Source organism: uncultured Aquimonas sp. (genome assembly GCF_937888285.1).
GTDB lineage: Bacteria > Pseudomonadota > Gammaproteobacteria > Xanthomonadales > Xanthomonadaceae > Aquimonas.
Genome location: NZ_CALART010000110.1, coordinates 48055 through 64070, shown reverse-complemented (window position 1 = coordinate 64070; position 16016 = coordinate 48055). Strand labels below are relative to the sequence as shown.

Below are 16016 nucleotides of genomic sequence, written 5' to 3'. Positions count from 1 at the left end.
ACTGAACATGCTCAATGCACTCGTTGATGCCAGCCTGCGCTACAAGGTGCTGGTTCTCGTGGCCTTTGCCGTGCTCGTCGGCCTGGGCGTCATGGCCTACCGGCAGGTGCCGGTGGATGCCTTCCCCGATGTCACCCCCACACAGGTGAACATCTACACCGAATCTCCCGGTGTCGCCGCCGAAGACATCGAAAAGCTGCTGACCGTACCGATCGAAGCCGCGATGGCGGGCCTGACCAAGGTCGAGGTCGTGCGTTCGGTGTCGCTGTTCGGCCTGTCCTACGTGGCGGTTTACTTCGCTGACGACGTCGACATTTACTTCGCGCGCCGGCTGGTGGGTGAAAAGCTGCAAGAGGTCAAGGGTCGTCTGCCCGCTGGCTATGGCGAGCCGGAGCTCGGGCCCAACAGCTCGGGCCTCGGCCAGGTCTTCTGGTACACGATCGAAGACGCCGACAAGAAGCTCAGCGCGATGGACCTGCGCACCTTGCACGACTGGACGGTGCGCCTGATCCTGCGTACGGCGCCGGGCGTGGACGACGTGACGACCTGGGGCGGCCACGAGAAGCAGTTCCAGGTGCAGATCGACCCGCGCAAGCTGGTGAAGTACGGGCTGTCGTTCAAGGAGGTGATGGAGCGGCTGACGGCCAACAACAAGCAGGTCGGCGGCCAGTACCTGAACATCGGCGTCGAGCAGTATCTGGTGCGCGGTCTCGGGCTGGTCAGCAACGCCGCTGACATTGGCACCATCGTGGTGGCTGAACGCAATGGCGCGCCGGTTTACGTACGCGACGTGGCCGATGTGAAGGAGGCGCCGGCCGTGCGCTTCGGCGCCGTCACCCGCAACGGCCAGGAGACCGTGCTCGGCATCGCCCTGGCGCGCATCAACGAGAACGCCGCCACCGTGGTCGCGGCCGTCAAAGCCAAGCTCGCCATCGCGCAGGCGGCCTTGCCCAAGGGCATCGAGTTGAAGGCGGCCTATGACCGCACCGAGATCGTCGACAAGGCGCTGAAGACCTCCACCAACGCCTTGATCGAGGGCTCGATCCTGGTGGCGGTGATCCTGTTCCTGTTCCTCGGTGAGTTCCGCTCGGCCATCGTCGTGATCGTGACGCTGCCGCTGGCGATGCTCTTCGCCTTCATCATGATGCAGCGCTTCGGCATGTCGGCGAACCTGATGTCCCTGGCGGGCCTGGCCATCGGCATCGGAATGATGGTCGACGGGGCGGTGGTGATGGTGGAAAACGCCTTCCGGCTGCTGGCCCACGCACGCGAGTCCGGCCGGCCCATCAACCGCACGCACGTGGTGCTGGAAGCGGCGCGCGAAGTGGCCAACCCGATTGCCTTCGCCATCATGATCATCATCGTGGTGTTCCTGCCGCTGTTCTCGCTGACGGGGCTGGAAGGCAAGCTGTTCAAGCCGATGGCGCTGACCATCACCTTCGCGATGGCAGGCTCGCTGCTGCTCAGCCTGACGCTGGTGCCGGTGCTGGCGGCGCTGATCCTGAAGCCGAAGGAAGAGAAGGACACCTGGCTGGTGCGCTGGGCCAAGAAGGCCTACCTGCCGGCGCTGGATTGGGCGCTGGACCGCAAAAAGATCGTGGTCGGCACCGCCGTCGCGCTGTTGCTCGGCTCCCTGGCGCTGTTCCCCTTCCTGGGCAAGGAGTTCATGCCCACGCTGCAGGAAGACGCGATCATGTTCCGCGTGGTCGGCATTCCGTCCACGTCGCTCGACGAATCCATCCGCGTTGCCAACGTGATGGACGCCAGCCTGCGCAAGAAGTATCCGCAGGTGAAGTCGGTGCTGGCCACGATCGGACGCGCCGAAAAGGGCGAGACGGCCGACGTCAACTACATGGAGGTGCTGCTCGACCTCAAACCCAAGGAGGAATGGCCCGTCAAGCAGTCGTATTCGGCGCTCGGCAAGGAGATGCAGGAGTTCCTGGAGGGCGAGGTCGCCACGGCCGTGTTCGGCGCCACGCAGCCGATCCAGATGCGGGTGGAAGAACTGATCTCCGGCGTTCGCGCCACCCTGGCGCTGAAGATCTACGGCGAAGACCTGGACAAGCTCGAAGAACTCTCGGCGCAGATCAAGGGCGTGATCGGCGCCGTTCCGGGCGTGGCCGATCTTGCGGCCGAGGCCAACAAGGGCAAGCCGCAGATGGTGATCAAGGTGGATCGCCAGGCCGCTGCGCGCTACGGCCTGAACGCCGACGACATCCTGGCGGTGGTGCAGGCCGGCGTCGGCGGTGAAACGGTCTCGACGCTGATCGACGGCACCCGCCGCTTCGACATCGCCGTGCGTCTGGCCGACGAGTTCCGCAGCAGCCCGTCGGCGATTGCGCAGATCCCGATCCGCACGTCTGAGGGCGCCATCGTGCCGTTCTCTCAAGTCGCGAAGATCGAGCTGGCCGAGGGCTACACCTTCGTGCGCCGGGAAGCCCTGCAACGCTACGCCGTCCTGCAGATGGACGTGCAGGGCCGGGACATCGACGGTTTCGTGAAGGACGCCGACGCGGCCATCAAGGCCCAGGTCAAGATTCCCACCGGCTACTGGGTCGAATGGGGTGGTGCGTTCGAGAACCAGCAGCGTGCCATGGCCCGGCTGGGGGTGATCGTGCCGCTGACCATTGGCCTGATCTTCATCCTGCTCTACACCGCGTTCAACTCGGTGCGGCATGCCACGCTGATCATCGCCAACGTACCCTTCGCCATCATCGGCGGGATCATCGGTCTGTTCACCACCGGGCAGTACCTGTCGGTGCCGTCTGCCATCGGCTTCATCGCGGTGTTCGGCGTGGCGATGTTGAACGGGATCGTGCTGGTGACGTTCTTGAACGACCAGCGAAAACACGGTCTGTCGATACGCGACGCCGTGCGCCAAGGTGCGGCGCTGCGCTTGCGGCCGGTGCTGATGACGGCCTCGGTCGCCATCCTCGGCCTGGTGCCGATGCTGCTGTCCACCGGCGTCGGCGCCGAGACGCAGCGACCGCTGGCCACCGTCGTGATCGGCGGGCTGATCACTTCGACACTGCTGACGCTGTTGCTGCTGCCGCTGATCTACGAGTGGTCCGAGTCGCGCGCGGAAGCCAGGCAACGCAAACGTGAAGCCGCCGAAGAAATGCAGGACAACGCTGCCCCTCCCCTGCTCCAGACACCCACCGAGGACACGCCATGAAAGAAGTCAAAGCCTATGTACACAGCAGCCGCGTCGCCGATGTGATCGCGGCCCTGAAGAACTCCCCCGCCTGGGGCGGACAACGTGCCGGCCGGCGCCACAACCTGGCCATGTACGTCGTCAAGGGTTCGATCATGCCGCTGGACAGTGGCGAGCAGCACTACTCGATGGACCTCGGCGACGAGGTGGTCAACGAATACAAGCTGGAACTGCTTTGCGAGGACGGCGAAGTGGACGAGATCGTCGCTGCCATCCAGGCATCGGCACGCACCGGCCAGGCTGTTGCCGGCTGGATCACCGTCACCGAGGTCGTGCAGGCCATCGCCATTCACTGACGCCAACTCCGTTCCCCCAACCCCGAAAGGACTCACGATGAAAAAGTTTCTGATTCCCCTGCTGGCCGCATCCGCACTGGCGCTGCCGGCCACCGCGCTGTATGCCGCCGAAGACCATGCGCCCAAGTTCGGCGGCGTTGTGGTCGAGACCAAGGCCGGTGACATGGAACTCGTCGCCAAGCCAGACCTCATCGTCATCCACGTCAGCGACCATGGCAAGGCGATGAAGCTGACCAGCGCCACCGGCAAGATCACGGTGTTCAACGGCAACGACAAGACCGAGGCGCCGCTGGCGCTCGCGGGCGACAAGCTGGAAGCCAAGGGCAGCTTCAAGGTCGGCGCCGGCACCAAGGTGTTGGCGGAGGTGGCGCTGAACGGCAAGCCCGCCGTGTCAGCGCGCTTCACACTCAAGTGACATGTAAAGGCACCAAACCATGAAACACGTTTCGCGTCGGACCGTGCTCGTCGGTGCTGGACTTGTCGGCCTGCTCAGCGCGGGTTGCATGACCAAGCCGATGCAGCCACCCAACCCGGATGGCACGTATTGCTTCGCGACTGGCAAGTGGCACAGCCGAAAGTTGACTTGCACGCCCACGCCGATTCCGCCGGAATCGGTCGAGGTTGAATCGAAGCGTTTCGAGCCGACTCCTGGCCTTCTGACCGTGTATGTCGTTCGCAAGCGGTGGGGCGATACGGTCAACCCGGTGCAGCTAAGAGTCGACGGCGGTCCGACGGTGGTGACGACGCCTGAGTCCTTCGTGCGCCTGCGCATGCGGCCAGGCCCGCACACGTTCGCTGCCACGTGGAGCGAGGGTGCGACTGAGTTGGCGGTCACCGGCGCAGCCGGTGACGTGCGGGTCGTGGAACTGGTGGGGTCCGTCTGGACCTGGGGCAGCACCTACCGACTCGAACATGGCGACCTGGCCGAGGGCCGCACTCGCGTCGCGCGGCTGCGGCTGGTTGCCGATGTGCAGTAGTTGGAGCGCAAGCGTCGATGCCTAGCCCACGATGTGATCGGTGTCGCGGCCCGCAGCGCGCGCCCGCCAGGGTAAGCGCAGCTGCGGCCCTCTTTGTCACTGCCGCTGCTGGGCCGGAGCGAAGGCACATTGACTCTCGCTGCCATCCGCAGGTTGGCGTTCGATCACACGCCGCAATGAACGGAGGGCCACAGCATGCGCTACAAGTGGCTGGAAACCTCTTTGGCCCAAACGATGGCGTTGATTTGGCTCGTCATCCTGGTCACTGCCGTCGTCGGATACGCCGTGTTCCGCTGGTGGCGCAAGCGGCATCCTCTGCCGGTTCCGAAGCCCGCGCCTTCCTATGCACAGCAGTTGCAACGTCGATTGAACGAACACCGCGGAGCGGGCAAACCGTCGAAGCGGTCGAAGCCCCCGCGCAAACAACCGCGTGGGCCTTGAGCCTGATGTCCGCTGACATCGGCCGGGCACCTTCGGCGCAGAGGACGCTGGCATGAGCGGCGGGCACAGCCACGCGATTCCCGCGACGGGCAATGAGCGGGCCCTCTGGATGGCGTTGGGCCTGACCTCGACCTTTCTCATCGCCGAGGTCATCGCCGGCGTCGTTTTCCAGAGCCTGGCGTTGCTTGCCGATGCAGCGCACATGTTCACCGACGCCGCGGCCTTGGCCATCGCCGTGGCGGCCGTGCGCATTGCGCGTCGGCCGGCCGACGCCAAACGCACCTACGGCTATCACCGCTTCGAAATCCTGGCCGCGGCGTTCAATGCGGTGCTGCTGTTCGGCGTGGCGCTCTACATCCTCTACGAAGCCTACAGCCGCTTCAACGCCCCGGCCGAAGTGCAGCCCCTGGGCATGTTGGTGGTGGCCACCCTGGGGCTGGCCGTCAATCTGCTGAGCATGCGGTTCCTCCAGAGCGGCAAGGACGCCAGCCTCAACGTCAAGGGCGCGTACCTGGAAGTCTGGGCCAACATGCTCGGGTCGATCGGTGTCATCGTCGCCGCACTGGTGATCCGCTTCACCGGATGGGCCTGGGTCGATACCCTGGTTGCAGTGGGCATCGGCCTGTGGGTTTTGCCGCGCACCTGGGTGCTGCTGAAGGAGAGCCTGAACATTCTGCTGGAGGGCACGCCGGAGGGCATTGACGTCGACGAAGTCGCCCAGGCGATGCGCTCGGTCGACGGAGTGCAGGACGTGCACGATCTGCATGTTTGGGCCCTTACGAGCGACAAGAACAGCCTGACGGCGCATGTCGTTCCCACGGAAGGCACTGAAGCCACGGCGCTGATCGGCCGGCTGCAATGGGTTCTGGCCGACCGCTTTCGCGTTCATCACACCACCCTGCAACTCGAGAGACCCGCGTGCGAACACGCCGCTGATGGCTGCAACTTTGTCGACCGGCGCGTGCGCGGCAGACCGAACAGCAACCCAGTCTAGAGACATTGATCAATCACGGAGACTCTAATGTTCGCTTGCAGACAACTTCTACTTGCGGCGGGATGCGCTGCCACGGTCGGGACTGGCTGTGCCACGCCGCCCGAGCCGCGCTCCGCCAACAGCCGTGCCTACCGCCTGACGACGCTTCGCTCGCGACGCGCGGTCTGCCCTCCCGCGGGGCGCCAGCATGCGCAGAAAGCTTCGCAACACAGAATTGGCCCAGGCAATCACCATCATCTGGCCGGCACCATTCGCAGTCGGCCTGGTGACATGGTTGGTCTACCGGCTGGCAACTTGTTCGACGGCGGGCAGTTCGTCGGGGAAGATTTCCAATGAGGCTTCTGGTGGTGGAAGACGAGTTGAAACTGTCGGAGTACCTCCGCAAGGGACTCACCGAGGAAGGCTACGTGGTCGACGTTGCCCACAACGGTGTGGATGGCCTTCATCTCGCCATGGAACAAGACTACGACATCCTGGTGTTGGACCAGATGCTGCCTGGCATCAACGGCCTCGGATTGCTCGCGGCTTTGCGTCAGACCAAGCAGACACCCGTACTCATGCTGACGGCGCGCGTCGCGATCGAGGACAGGGTGAAAGGTCTGCAGTCAGGCGCTGACGACTACCTCGTCCAGCCCTTTGCCTTCTCTGAGCTTGTAGCGCGAATCGAGGTTCTTCTGCGCCGTTCAGGCAACGAGCAAGGCAATGAAGCGACCAGATTCACGCTCGATGATCTGGAAATCGACCTGGTGCGGCGGCGCGCCAGCCGTCGAAGCATTCGGCTCGATCTGACCGCGAAGGAGTTCACCTTGCTTGCGTTGCTGGTGCGTCGATCGGGCGAAGTGCTCTCGAGGACCGAGATTGCCGAGCAAGTGTGGGACATGAACTTCGACAGCAAGACGAACGTCGTGGATGTCGCCATCGGACGCCTGCGTACCAAGTTGGACCAGCCCTTCACCCGGCCACTACTCCACACGGTCCGCGGGATGGGCTATGTTCTTGAAGAGCGGGAGGTCGATACTTGACCCCGCCCGGATCACTTGGCAAGCGTCTCTCAGTGTGGCTTGCTCTGCAAAGCCTGCTCGGCATGGCGGCGATCTGCACAGCCATCTACTTTGATGCACGCTCAAGCCTCGTGGCCCGCCAAATTGAAACGCTGGCCAACAAACGCGTTCAGATTCAGCATCTCTTGACCGAAGCCGATGGCGATGGCTCGTGGGACGCAGTCAAGCACAAACTGGACGACTTCTTCATCGGTCACGACGAAGTTGCATTGAGGTTAGCTGATGGAGCTGCAAATCCGACCTACACGAGCCAGACTCTTACCGCCGCGGACCAGGATGGAATGTCTGTGCGGTTCACGACACGGCGACCCCTTCCCGGATCGGGCATCCTTCACGCCACCCTCTTTCTGGACACCCGCGACGACAGGCTCTTCCTGCGTCGGCTCGGCCTGACTTTGATCTCCGCGGCAATCGGCGGTGCAGTTCTGGCGTCATTGTCAGGCTACTGGCTGGTGCGAATGGGATTGCGGCCCGTTCGTTCGCTTGCATTGCAAGCGCGCGGCCTGGCCGCCGACACCCTTTACCGGCGTCTGTCCGGAACCGACCAGCCCGAAGAACTGGCGCCGCTTGTCGAACAGTTCAATGACTTGTTGGGGCGCCTGGACGCTGCCTATGATCAACTGCAAGGTTTCAATGCCGATGTAGCACACGAGCTGTGCACCCCCTTGGCGACCTTGATCAGCAGTTGCGAGTTGGCCCTGCGTCGATCACGAGCCGGGCCGGAACTTCAGGATGTCGTTGCCTCGAACCTGGAGGATCTGAGAAGACTCTCCGGCATCGTGCATGACATGTTGTTCCTGTCCAGCGCTGATCGGGGTGCCCACGCCCGCAGGACTTCGGTATCCAGTCTCGCCCGCATTGCCCAGCAAGTTGGTGACTATCACGAGGCCGCCATGGACGCGGCCTCAGTCACGCTCAAGATCTCAGGGGACGCTGCCGGCGAATTCGATCTGCCACTGCTTCAACGTGCACTGTCAAACCTGCTGCTCAATGCCACGCGTTACGCCCACCCTGGTTCGTGCGTCAACGTGCGCATTCAAGACGAAACCCCGGCTGGATACACCCGAATCTCGCTTTCGGACGTGGGGCTGCAGATAGCCCAGCGCGAGCTGCCAATGATCTTCGACCGCTTCTACCGGGTGGACAAGGCCAGGCCAGGGAACGGCAGCCATCATGGCCTCGGGTTGGCTATCGTCGCCGCCATCGCCAGGATGCATGGTGGGTCAGTGTTCGCCAGTTCCGACGAAGACCTCACCACCGTCGGCATCGTGCTTTCGAAGCATGCCTCACGGTCAACCTGCCAAAGTCCTGGTGAAGGCAGCGAACATTGAGCCTCAAGCGCCACTTCAAACGGGGCTTCTGCGGCGGCCGTTTCGGCCGCCGCAGAACCACCTTATCAAGTCATCGGCCCAAAACGTTCGTCAGAAAGCGTGCTTGACGCCGAAGCCGTAGCCGCTCTTGCTGCGCAAAGCCTTACTGTCGTTGGTGACGTCGGCGAAAACCGTGGTGCGCTTCGACAGCGAGTAGTGATAGCCGAGCGCAACCTGCTGCTTGAGTGTCGTCGCGGGGGCGGACGTCCGCTTGATCTGATCGACGCCAACACGGAGTTGTCCCATGCCAAGCTGGGCCGTCGCCGCGAGTGCGATCTCTTGATGTTTGGCAGCTGTCGCCGTCTCGCCGCGCGCATAGGTTCCGAACAACTTGACAACGCCGAAGTTGTAGGTGCTAACCAAGGTCAAGAGGCTGTCATTGTTGTTGATGCGGCTGTCGTAGCCGACACCCGCGAAGAACGGCCCGGCGCCGTACGTCAAAGCCAGAGACATCGGCCGCTTCTGTGCGACCGCGGTACCCGCACTGTTGCCGTTGTTGTCGCGTTCGGCAGTCTGGATCCACGCTGTCATGCCGCCTGCTGAAAACTGGTAGTTCACCGAGTTGTCGTAGCGTGTGTACGCGCCGATACCGCCCAAGCCCGAGTCGAGGGCTCCAATCCCGGTCCAGCCCCAGGGATCGCCAATCAGGGCCACGTTCAGGAACAGAGGCGTGTACTCCCGGCCCATCCACACCCTGCCGAACGCGCCCTCCAGCCCGACGATCGAGCGGCCGTTCCAGAAGCGGCCCGCGTCGCTCTGCGTCCCGGTGTCGGGCTCATAGCGGTTTTCGAGGGTGAAGAAGGCTCGCATGCCCCCGCCCAGATCCTCCACGCCGCGCACGCCCAAGCGGCTGTTGGCGCCGTTCTGAACCACCTTGTTATCCGAGCCGGGATTCTTGCCGACCTCCAAACCGATCAGCCCGTAGAGGGTGACAGAGGACTGAGCGGCGGCAGGTGCGCCAACCGCTGCAAGGACTGCGAGCGCTATCAGATTTCGTTTCATTGTGTCTTCTCCAGAGTTGAGGGCATTCGAGGTCAGCCGGAACACGCCAAGTCACGTCGGGGACCAACATGGCCTAACCATCGCCGACTCTGGCGCAATGACTGTTCCGTCCGATTCGAGAGACTAGGATGAATTTCTCCGATGACCCAGAGGGCATGTCACTTCAATAGGGGCGACGCATGCGCGCATCGCCAGAACCGTGCTCTCGTGTCCCCAGATCACGACGCCGTGCCAGGCAGTCACGCGTGGCCCGCACTTGGTTCGCTGAATCATTCGGCGAGCGTTGAAACACAGAAACACACGCAGCTAGAAACGATGACTGCCTTGTCATCTTCAGTCCACGCTGGCGTCAGGCTTGTCTCTCTAGCATGTACTGTGAAAGAGAGGCCGGGAAAGCCGACCCATTTGCCCTGCCGCGCCAGGTACTGCGTGCCACCTACACAACACTTGAGGGGCCAAGTTGAAGAGAGAAAACGTTGTACTGCTCGCGCGAGCACGACATGAAGCCTCTGCGCAGTTGGAGGTCGGATTGAAGTACTTGACAGGGTCGGGTGGCTTTCCCCGTCACGAGTCGCTGGCGCTGCAGTACCTCGACCATGACGGCATCCGCGACACGAATGACGTAGACCGTATCGTCTCGGAACATCTGCCCTTGGAACGCCTTGTATCCCTGGAACGCGAGGCGACGCTGGTCAGAGCTGCAGAGTCAGGCAGCGCAGAGGCGCAGTTCAAACTTGCGGTCTGGCAGTTCTTGGGCCACGGAAGCGTCCGTGGCTGCGCCCGCTGGCTCACGGCTGCAGAGCGCAGCGGCCATGGCAAGGCCCGGCTCGTCGCCTCCGATCTGCTTCGGAGCAAGCGGCCTCAAGAAGGCGCGCTGCTGGAAGCGTTGCAGAAACACAGCTCAATGAGCCTTGACGCCATCTGCCTGGCGGCTGCCGCTCAGGCCACGCAGCACAACGATGTCTACCGACTCGACCATTGCTGCACCTCGCGCTGCTCTGCGCTCCGGCCATCACGGCCGAGTCAGCCGAATTGGTCAAGCGCCTCGTGCAGACGTCGGCAAACACATCGGTAGCGTGGCAGCGTCTCTCACCATCGCAGATCCAGGCCTGTTTTGAGACGCTCATTGACCACGGCGACATGGACGCAGCACACATCATGGGACGCGCCCTTTGCGGAATCTCCGTCCCGGGCATGAGCTCAGAGCGAGTCGTGGAGGGCTCCAATTTGCGCAAGGGAGCTGCCCTTCTCCTTCGCGCCGCCGACGCCGGCTGCCATGAAGCCTGGATGAACCTGCATTGGGTTCATGCGGACCATCGATGCAGCGTCGCGAATCCGCAGTTGTCCCGCTTCTTCCTCGAGAAGGCCGCAGCCGTTGGAAACGTCGAAGCGCAGCGACGGCTCGGCGCACTCCTGCTGAAGACTGGCGCAGGCCTCAGAGACTCAGAGAGTGCAAATCACTGGCTGAGTTTGGCTTCGAGCCAAGGGGACCTTCCGGCTCAGGCCCTTCTTCGAACACTCGTCCTCCCAGTAGACGGCGACGAAGGCATGGCCAAGAGGGCCTTGGAAATCGTCCGCGCTTCGAACCCTTGGCTGGCGGCGCGTCTTCGTCTGTCACGTGACTTTGGCTTGACGAAGCTGGAAGCGCTTTGTGTTGACCCGGTCGCCGGCAAGCGCGCATGGGGACTGGTGGTCGGCCCTAACCCGTTCATCGTTCTGTCGAAACTTGCCGCACCCAGAGCCGTTCCGGCGTTGACACCCGCCGCACTAGAAACCCTTCATCGGGTATCCGCTCTATTCGAATCAAGTCGCCTGGATGGCGACCTGATCGAAGGCGACTGGCGGCGGCGTTCTCTGAGCCAGCGCCGTTTGTTTGCGCACCACAACCTCGACGAATCCTTGTTCTTTGCAAAGGCGAGTTCTGCCACCCTGGACTCCCTTAGAACGGCAGGAAAGTGGGCCTTGCGCGCAAGGGAACCTCTGAAGTTGGCGCTCGCAGCATCTGTGGCCGCCCGTTAGCTCCTTTGAGCTCCGCGGCGACACCCAGACCACAGCATGAAAGTATTGGTCGTTGAACGAGACGCCCGCCTTGCTGCCCGGATGCGGCATGCGATGACCGAGTACGGTCACGTTGCCGACATATGCCACGACGGCTTGGATGGCCTCCACTTGGCGATGGAGGGAACGTACGAAATTCTGGTTCTGAGTGACCGATCAGCGCCCGTAACAGGCCTGCAGATTCTCGAGCAAGTCCGACAACGACTCACGACTCCAGTGATGATGCTCGGCGAGTTGAACGATCCCGAAGAAAGAGCTCGCGTCCTTCGCTCCGGTGCTGACGACTACCTTGTCAAGCCCGTGGCCATGTCAGAGCTGCTCGCCCGGATTCACGCGCTGTGGCGCAGGCGGACTGCCAGAGCACCGACCGGAGATTGCTTGACCGTCGCTGACCTTGAACTCAACCTTCAGCGACGACAGGCTCATCGCGGTGGGCGCTCGCTGGCTCTGTCTGCGCAGGAGTTCAAGTTGCTCGCACTGTTTGCCAGAAACGCAGGAGCTGTACTGTGCCGATCAAGACTGCGCGAGGAGCTCTGGGAGGAGTCCTTCGAAAGTGACTCGAATGTTGTCGAAGTCGCAATCAGACGCCTCCGATCGAAGCTCGACAGGCCGTTCTCGACGCCTCTGCTACACACCGTCAGAGGCGCAGGCTACGTGCTTGAGGCGCGTCACCATCGGGACAACCCGAGCGAAGCTCCCTTTATCGACAGTACCAGCTGCTGAGCAGATGACGAACTCGTCATCATCACGTTGAGTTTCTGTTGCCTTGGCATTTCTAAACTGCATGCACGCCAATGTGGCGGGTGGCTGGAGATGAAACCATGGCATACAGAGGAAACCGCGCGATGAACAACATGACACCTGCAAGGGTACTTCTGGCGATTGCGTCGCTTGGGATAACGATGGCCGCGGCTGCGGCTGGACCCGATACGTTCAGGAATGGCCAGTCGTACTACGGCCAAGTCGCAGCTACCGCTGCAATGGGCAAGACAGTCGATCTCGGATCGACCAAGTACCTCAATGTCGAGTACGGAGAGACGATCACCTTCAGGAACGCAGGTCGGCAGTTCTCGTGGACCTTCAATGGTCTTGATCGTCGTTCCGTCGACGTCTCGAAGATTGCGCCGCCTGGGTTCACGTCCAAGCCCTTCGTGGTGTACATCGCCGAAGACCCGAACAACCGCCGATAGAGGCTGGCACTGGTCACGCCCGCTGACTACGGCACAGGTGGTGCGAAAGGGGAGCTTGGCAGGTGCGTGAGCTTGCCCAGTCGCAAGTAGGCGATGGCAGCTTCAAGGTCGGAGCAGGCACGAAGGTGTTGGCGGAGGCGGCGCTGAGCGGCAAAGCCGCCGTATCGGCACTCTTCACGCTCAAGTGATATGGGACGGCGCCACACCATGAACCGCATTCAGCGTCGAATCATGATCGTCGCTGCTGGGCCAAGGGCTGCACGAACCGCGATGAACGGAGGGCCGGACGATGCGCTAGAAGACGCTGGACACCGCACTGGCCATGACCATGGCGTGGATGTGGCTGGCCATTGTGGTCGCAGCCGTCGTCGGATACGGCTTGTTCCTCTGGTGGCGCAAGCGTCACCCCCTGCCCGTGCCGAAGCCAGAACCTCCCTATGCGCAGCGGCTGCAGCACCGATTGAACGCGCACCGAGCTGCGGGCAAACCGCCGAAACGATCGAAGCCGCAGCGCAAACGGCCACGTGGACCTTGACTCTGGAGGTCGTTGGCATTGCCTTGGCACGCTCGACGCTTGGGACAACCGCATGAGCACGTGCCCGACGTCAGGCGCTCCTGCTGGCTGTCAACTTGTTCAGCAGTTCTTGCAGAGTGGCATGGATACGGGCCTGAACGTCAGGAGCGCCTGCCGGGATGGCTGCCCTGCTGCTTTCGAGCGGCGACGCGCAATGCAGTGTTTGGCTGCACCAACCTGAACACGTCTGCGCGATGACCACTTGCTCCATCCGCCCTGTCTCGGCTGCCGCCTTGTGCGCGGCCACGGCCTTGTGGCTGCTCATCGTTGACAACGCCGGCTTCTGGCGCACGCTGTGGGCCGCGCGGGACCTGTCCTCGTCGCGCAGCATTCTGGCCATGGTGGCGCTCGCGGCCGTGCTGTGGCTGCTGTTCAGTCTGATCTTGCGCATGTTGTGCTGGCGCTGGGTGGGCAAGCCCTTGCTCGCGACGGTGCTGCTCGTCAGCGCCCTGGCAGCGCACTTCATCGGCAACTACGGCGTGCTGATCGACAAGGGCATGATCCGCAACGTGCTGGAAACCGATTGGCGCGAAGCAGCGGATTTGTCTTCGGCTGCACTGTGGTGGGACTTTGCCTGGCGCGGGCTGCTGCCGGCGGCGCTGCTGCTGGCCATGCCGGTGAAGCGGCAACGTTGGCCGGCCGTGGCCGCCGGTGTCGCCAGACACGCGCTGGCACTGACGCTGCTGCTGCTGGCGGCGCTGACCGCCTTCTACGCTGATTACGCCGCCGCAGCGCGCAACCACCGCGAACTGCGCCACCTGCTGACGCCGACCAACGTGGCCAATAGCTTCGTCGGCCTGTGGAAAGGCCGCGCTCGGCCGGCGGCGGCGCTCATCACCGTGGGCGCCGATGCCGTCCGGCCGGCGGCAGCCGGCAGCCGCAAGCCGCTGCTGGTGGTGCTGGTCGTCGGCGAAACCGCACGCGCGGCCAACTTCTCGCTGGGCGGCTATGCCCGGGCGACGAACCAGGCGCTGGCCGGCAAGGGCGTCGTCTACTTCGACAAGGTCACGTCCTGCGGCACCGACACCGCCAGCTCGCTGCCGTGCATGTTTTCAGACCTCGGCGCGCAGCGGTTTTCGGTGGCGGCCGCGGCCGCGCGTGAGAACGCGCTCGATGTGCTGCAGCGTGCAGGCGTCGCCGTGCGCTGGCTGGACAACAACTCGGGCTGCAAGGGCGTGTGCCAGCGCGTCGACACCCAGTTCCCAGGTCAAGGCGCGATGGCCGGCCCTTGCGGCCCCGAGGAGTGCTTCGACGAAGTCTTGCTGCGCGGCTTCCGGGCCGCCATGACCGGGCCGGCGACAGGCCAAGACAGCCTGGTGGTGCTGCACATGAAGGGCAGCCATGGGCCGGCGTACTACAAGCGCTACCCCAGCGGCGCACGCCGATTCGCGCCGACCTGCGACACCAACCAGATCCAGAGCTGCGAGCGCCAGGCGCTGATCAACACCTACGACAACAGCATCGCCTACACCAGCGAGGTGCTGGCGCAGACGATCGACTGGCTGGCTGGCGAGTCGGAGCGCATGGACAGCCTGTTGCTGTACGTGTCGGACCACGGCGAATCGCTGGGCGAAGGCAAGGTGTACCTGCACGGGCTGCCCATGCTGCTGGCGCCCACCGAGCAGACCGCTATCCCGATGATGGCCTGGCTTTCGACGGGCATTGCGAGCAGACTGCAAATCGATGCGGGCGCGCTGCAAGGGGTTGCCGGGGGCACCTACAGCCACGACAACCTGTTCCATACGCTGCTGGGCGCCTTCGGCACGCAGACGCAGGCTTACCGGCCCGAGCTCGACCTGTGGGCAGCGGCGCGCGCGGCCCGCAGAACGCGGGAGACTGCGGCCACACGGTGAACACTCTTCGACGACGCCACGGAACAACCGGTGGCCTGGCCGCACCCAAGGTTCATCACAAGGGGACCTCTGATGAAGAACGTTTTGACGCTGTTCGCGCTGGTTTCGGCAGTCGCCTTGACGGGCTGCGCCACCGCCCAGGCTCCCGAAGCGCAGGCCCCCCGCCTGCGTCTGGATGAAGTCGTCGTGATGTCGCAGCAGGGGCTGGGCGACGAAGCCTTGATCGCGGAGATCGAGACGCGAGGCGTGGCCTTCGTGCTGTCGCCGCAAGACTTCGAGCAGCAGCGTGCTGCGGGCGTCAGCGAAGGCCTGCTGCGCTACCTGCAAGGGCGGGCCCGCGGCGAACAAGACCTCAGGGCGAAGATCGTGTCGGGCCGCTACCGGCTCAACGCGTACTCGGGCGCGCTGTACCTGGGCTACAACTACCTCGGGTACTACGACGGCTTGCATTACTACGGTGGCCTGCCCTACTACCGGGGCTACGGCAGCTACGGCGGCTATGCGGGAGGTCATCGCGGTGGCCATGGCCATCACGGCGGGCATGGCGGCCACAGCGGGGGACGCCACTGATGCCTGCTCCGGAATCTGATGCCGCCGCCTGGCACGGTGTGTGCGCCGTGCCTGCGTTGCGGCGCAGGACGCTCCTGCTCTGCCTTGGGCTGGCGCCATGGGGTTCTGGCAGAGTCCTGGCGCAGGCATCGACCTCGGACCTCATCGCCGGCACGGTCATCCGGATCGACGGCGAACGTGGCACGGTGACGTTGCGGCATGCCCCCATCGCCCATCTCCACCTGCCCGCCACGACGACGACGTTTCGGTACTTCAACCCCGCACTCGTGGTTCGTATCCGGGTCGGCGACGCCATCGTCTTCCGCGCTGACCGCTACGACGGCAGCCTGCGCCTGACGGCCGCCATCCCGGCGCCGCCCGGCGCTGTGAGGTGATGCGATACATGCGCACTTTCTGCCCTACAACAAACAACGAGG

At 63.6% G+C, this 16016-nt stretch carries 16 protein-coding genes; 15 read left to right on the top strand and 1 reads right to left on the bottom strand.

Annotated elements, in window-relative coordinates; genetic code table 11:
• Nucleotides 1-7: 7 nt before the first annotated feature.
• The 8 genes from Q0654_RS20175 (at nucleotide 8) to Q0654_RS20140 (ending at nucleotide 8314) form a co-directional block, all read left to right on the top strand.
• Nucleotides 8-3175, top strand: coding sequence for a CusA/CzcA family heavy metal efflux RND transporter (locus tag Q0654_RS20175; RefSeq protein WP_298856818.1), 3168 nt, complete (start codon nucleotides 8-10; stop codon nucleotides 3173-3175).
• Nucleotides 3172-3510 (top strand): P-II family nitrogen regulator, encoded by a 339-nt coding sequence (locus tag Q0654_RS20170; protein WP_298856817.1) that lies wholly within the window; start codon nucleotides 3172-3174, stop codon nucleotides 3508-3510. Before Q0654_RS20175 ends, Q0654_RS20170 begins: the two co-directional genes overlap by 4 nt.
• A 37-nt stretch (nucleotides 3511-3547) precedes the next feature.
• The gene (locus Q0654_RS20165) at nucleotides 3548-3925 is read left to right on the top strand and encodes a hypothetical protein (RefSeq protein ID WP_298856816.1); all 378 of its coding nucleotides are present in this window, start codon (nucleotides 3548-3550) and stop codon (nucleotides 3923-3925) included.
• Between the two features lie 19 nt (nucleotides 3926-3944).
• Nucleotides 3945-4487, top strand: a complete 543-nt coding sequence (locus tag Q0654_RS20160) for a hypothetical protein (RefSeq protein ID WP_298856815.1) — start codon at nucleotides 3945-3947, stop codon at nucleotides 4485-4487.
• Nucleotides 4488-4682: 195 nt separating this feature from the next.
• The gene (locus tag Q0654_RS20155; RefSeq protein ID WP_298856814.1) at nucleotides 4683-4928 is read left to right on the top strand and encodes a hypothetical protein; all 246 of its coding nucleotides are present in this window, start codon (nucleotides 4683-4685) and stop codon (nucleotides 4926-4928) included.
• 52 nt (nucleotides 4929-4980) lie between these two features.
• Complete coding sequence (locus Q0654_RS20150) at nucleotides 4981-5922, top strand: cation diffusion facilitator family transporter (protein WP_298856813.1); 942 nt, start codon at nucleotides 4981-4983, stop codon at nucleotides 5920-5922.
• 332 nt (nucleotides 5923-6254) lie between these two features.
• Nucleotides 6255-6944 carry a heavy metal response regulator transcription factor gene (locus Q0654_RS20145; protein ID WP_298856812.1) on the top strand — a complete coding sequence of 230 codons (690 nt, stop codon included), beginning with the start codon at nucleotides 6255-6257 and terminating at the stop codon, nucleotides 6942-6944.
• Nucleotides 6941-8314 (top strand): heavy metal sensor histidine kinase, encoded by a 1374-nt coding sequence (locus tag Q0654_RS20140; protein ID WP_298856811.1) that lies wholly within the window; start codon nucleotides 6941-6943, stop codon nucleotides 8312-8314. The genes Q0654_RS20145 and Q0654_RS20140 overlap by 4 nt, the downstream gene beginning before the upstream one ends.
• 90 nt (nucleotides 8315-8404) lie before the next feature.
• Here the strand turns inward: Q0654_RS20140 and Q0654_RS20135 are convergent, their stop codons facing one another.
• A complete protein-coding gene (locus tag Q0654_RS20135) occupies nucleotides 8405-9355 on the bottom strand; it encodes a porin (RefSeq protein ID WP_298856810.1) in 951 nt (316 codons plus the stop codon).
• Between the two features lie 978 nt (nucleotides 9356-10333).
• On the opposite strand from Q0654_RS20135, the gene Q0654_RS20130 reads away from it, so the two are divergent.
• The 7 genes from Q0654_RS20130 to Q0654_RS20100 all read left to right on the top strand — a co-directional run bounded on the left by Q0654_RS20130 (nucleotide 10334) and on the right by Q0654_RS20100 (nucleotide 15974).
• The gene (locus tag Q0654_RS20130) at nucleotides 10334-11374 is read left to right on the top strand and encodes a hypothetical protein (RefSeq protein WP_298856809.1); all 1041 of its coding nucleotides are present in this window, start codon (nucleotides 10334-10336) and stop codon (nucleotides 11372-11374) included.
• A gap of 36 nt (nucleotides 11375-11410) precedes the next feature.
• On the top strand, nucleotides 11411-12136 hold the full coding sequence (locus Q0654_RS20125; protein WP_298856808.1) for a response regulator transcription factor: 726 nt from the start codon (nucleotides 11411-11413) through the stop codon (nucleotides 12134-12136).
• 122 nt (nucleotides 12137-12258) lie between these two features.
• Nucleotides 12259-12603 carry a CzcE family metal-binding protein gene (locus Q0654_RS20120; protein ID WP_298856807.1) on the top strand — a complete coding sequence of 115 codons (345 nt, stop codon included), beginning with the start codon at nucleotides 12259-12261 and terminating at the stop codon, nucleotides 12601-12603.
• 62 nt (nucleotides 12604-12665) lie between these two features.
• Nucleotides 12666-12791 carry a hypothetical protein gene (locus Q0654_RS20115; protein WP_298856806.1) on the top strand — a complete coding sequence of 42 codons (126 nt, stop codon included), beginning with the start codon at nucleotides 12666-12668 and terminating at the stop codon, nucleotides 12789-12791.
• 505 nt (nucleotides 12792-13296) lie between these two features.
• On the top strand, nucleotides 13297-15030 hold the full coding sequence (locus Q0654_RS20110; protein WP_298856805.1) for a phosphoethanolamine--lipid A transferase: 1734 nt from the start codon (nucleotides 13297-13299) through the stop codon (nucleotides 15028-15030).
• Between the two features lie 72 nt (nucleotides 15031-15102).
• Nucleotides 15103-15600, top strand: a complete 498-nt coding sequence (locus tag Q0654_RS20105) for a hypothetical protein (protein WP_298856804.1) — start codon at nucleotides 15103-15105, stop codon at nucleotides 15598-15600.
• On the top strand, nucleotides 15600-15974 hold the full coding sequence (locus tag Q0654_RS20100; protein WP_298856803.1) for a copper-binding protein: 375 nt from the start codon (nucleotides 15600-15602) through the stop codon (nucleotides 15972-15974). The genes Q0654_RS20105 and Q0654_RS20100 overlap by 1 nt, the downstream gene beginning before the upstream one ends.
• Nucleotides 15975-16016 lie beyond the last annotated feature (42 nt).

What these genes read in the sequence shown, in the direction of transcription:
- Q0654_RS20175 (WP_298856818.1), top strand. Translation starts at nt 8, where the DNA reads ATGCTCAATGCACTCGTTGATGCCAGCCTGCGCTACAAGGTGCTGGTT.
- Q0654_RS20170 (WP_298856817.1), top strand. Translation starts at nt 3,172, where the DNA reads ATGAAAGAAGTCAAAGCCTATGTACACAGCAGCCGCGTCGCCGATGTG.
- Q0654_RS20165 (WP_298856816.1), top strand. Translation starts at nt 3,548, where the DNA reads ATGAAAAAGTTTCTGATTCCCCTGCTGGCCGCATCCGCACTGGCGCTG.
- Q0654_RS20160 (WP_298856815.1), top strand. Translation starts at nt 3,945, where the DNA reads ATGAAACACGTTTCGCGTCGGACCGTGCTCGTCGGTGCTGGACTTGTC.
- Q0654_RS20155 (WP_298856814.1), top strand. Translation starts at nt 4,683, where the DNA reads ATGCGCTACAAGTGGCTGGAAACCTCTTTGGCCCAAACGATGGCGTTG.
- Q0654_RS20150 (WP_298856813.1), top strand. Translation starts at nt 4,981, where the DNA reads ATGAGCGGCGGGCACAGCCACGCGATTCCCGCGACGGGCAATGAGCGG.
- Q0654_RS20145 (WP_298856812.1), top strand. Translation starts at nt 6,255, where the DNA reads ATGAGGCTTCTGGTGGTGGAAGACGAGTTGAAACTGTCGGAGTACCTC.
- Q0654_RS20135 (WP_298856810.1), bottom strand. Translation starts at nt 9,355, where the DNA reads ATGAAACGAAATCTGATAGCGCTCGCAGTCCTTGCAGCGGTTGGCGCA.
- Q0654_RS20125 (WP_298856808.1), top strand. Translation starts at nt 11,411, where the DNA reads ATGAAAGTATTGGTCGTTGAACGAGACGCCCGCCTTGCTGCCCGGATG.
- Q0654_RS20120 (WP_298856807.1), top strand. Translation starts at nt 12,259, where the DNA reads ATGAACAACATGACACCTGCAAGGGTACTTCTGGCGATTGCGTCGCTT.
- Q0654_RS20110 (WP_298856805.1), top strand. Translation starts at nt 13,297, where the DNA reads ATGGCTGCCCTGCTGCTTTCGAGCGGCGACGCGCAATGCAGTGTTTGG.
- Q0654_RS20105 (WP_298856804.1), top strand. Translation starts at nt 15,103, where the DNA reads ATGAAGAACGTTTTGACGCTGTTCGCGCTGGTTTCGGCAGTCGCCTTG.
- Q0654_RS20100 (WP_298856803.1), top strand. Translation starts at nt 15,600, where the DNA reads ATGCCTGCTCCGGAATCTGATGCCGCCGCCTGGCACGGTGTGTGCGCC.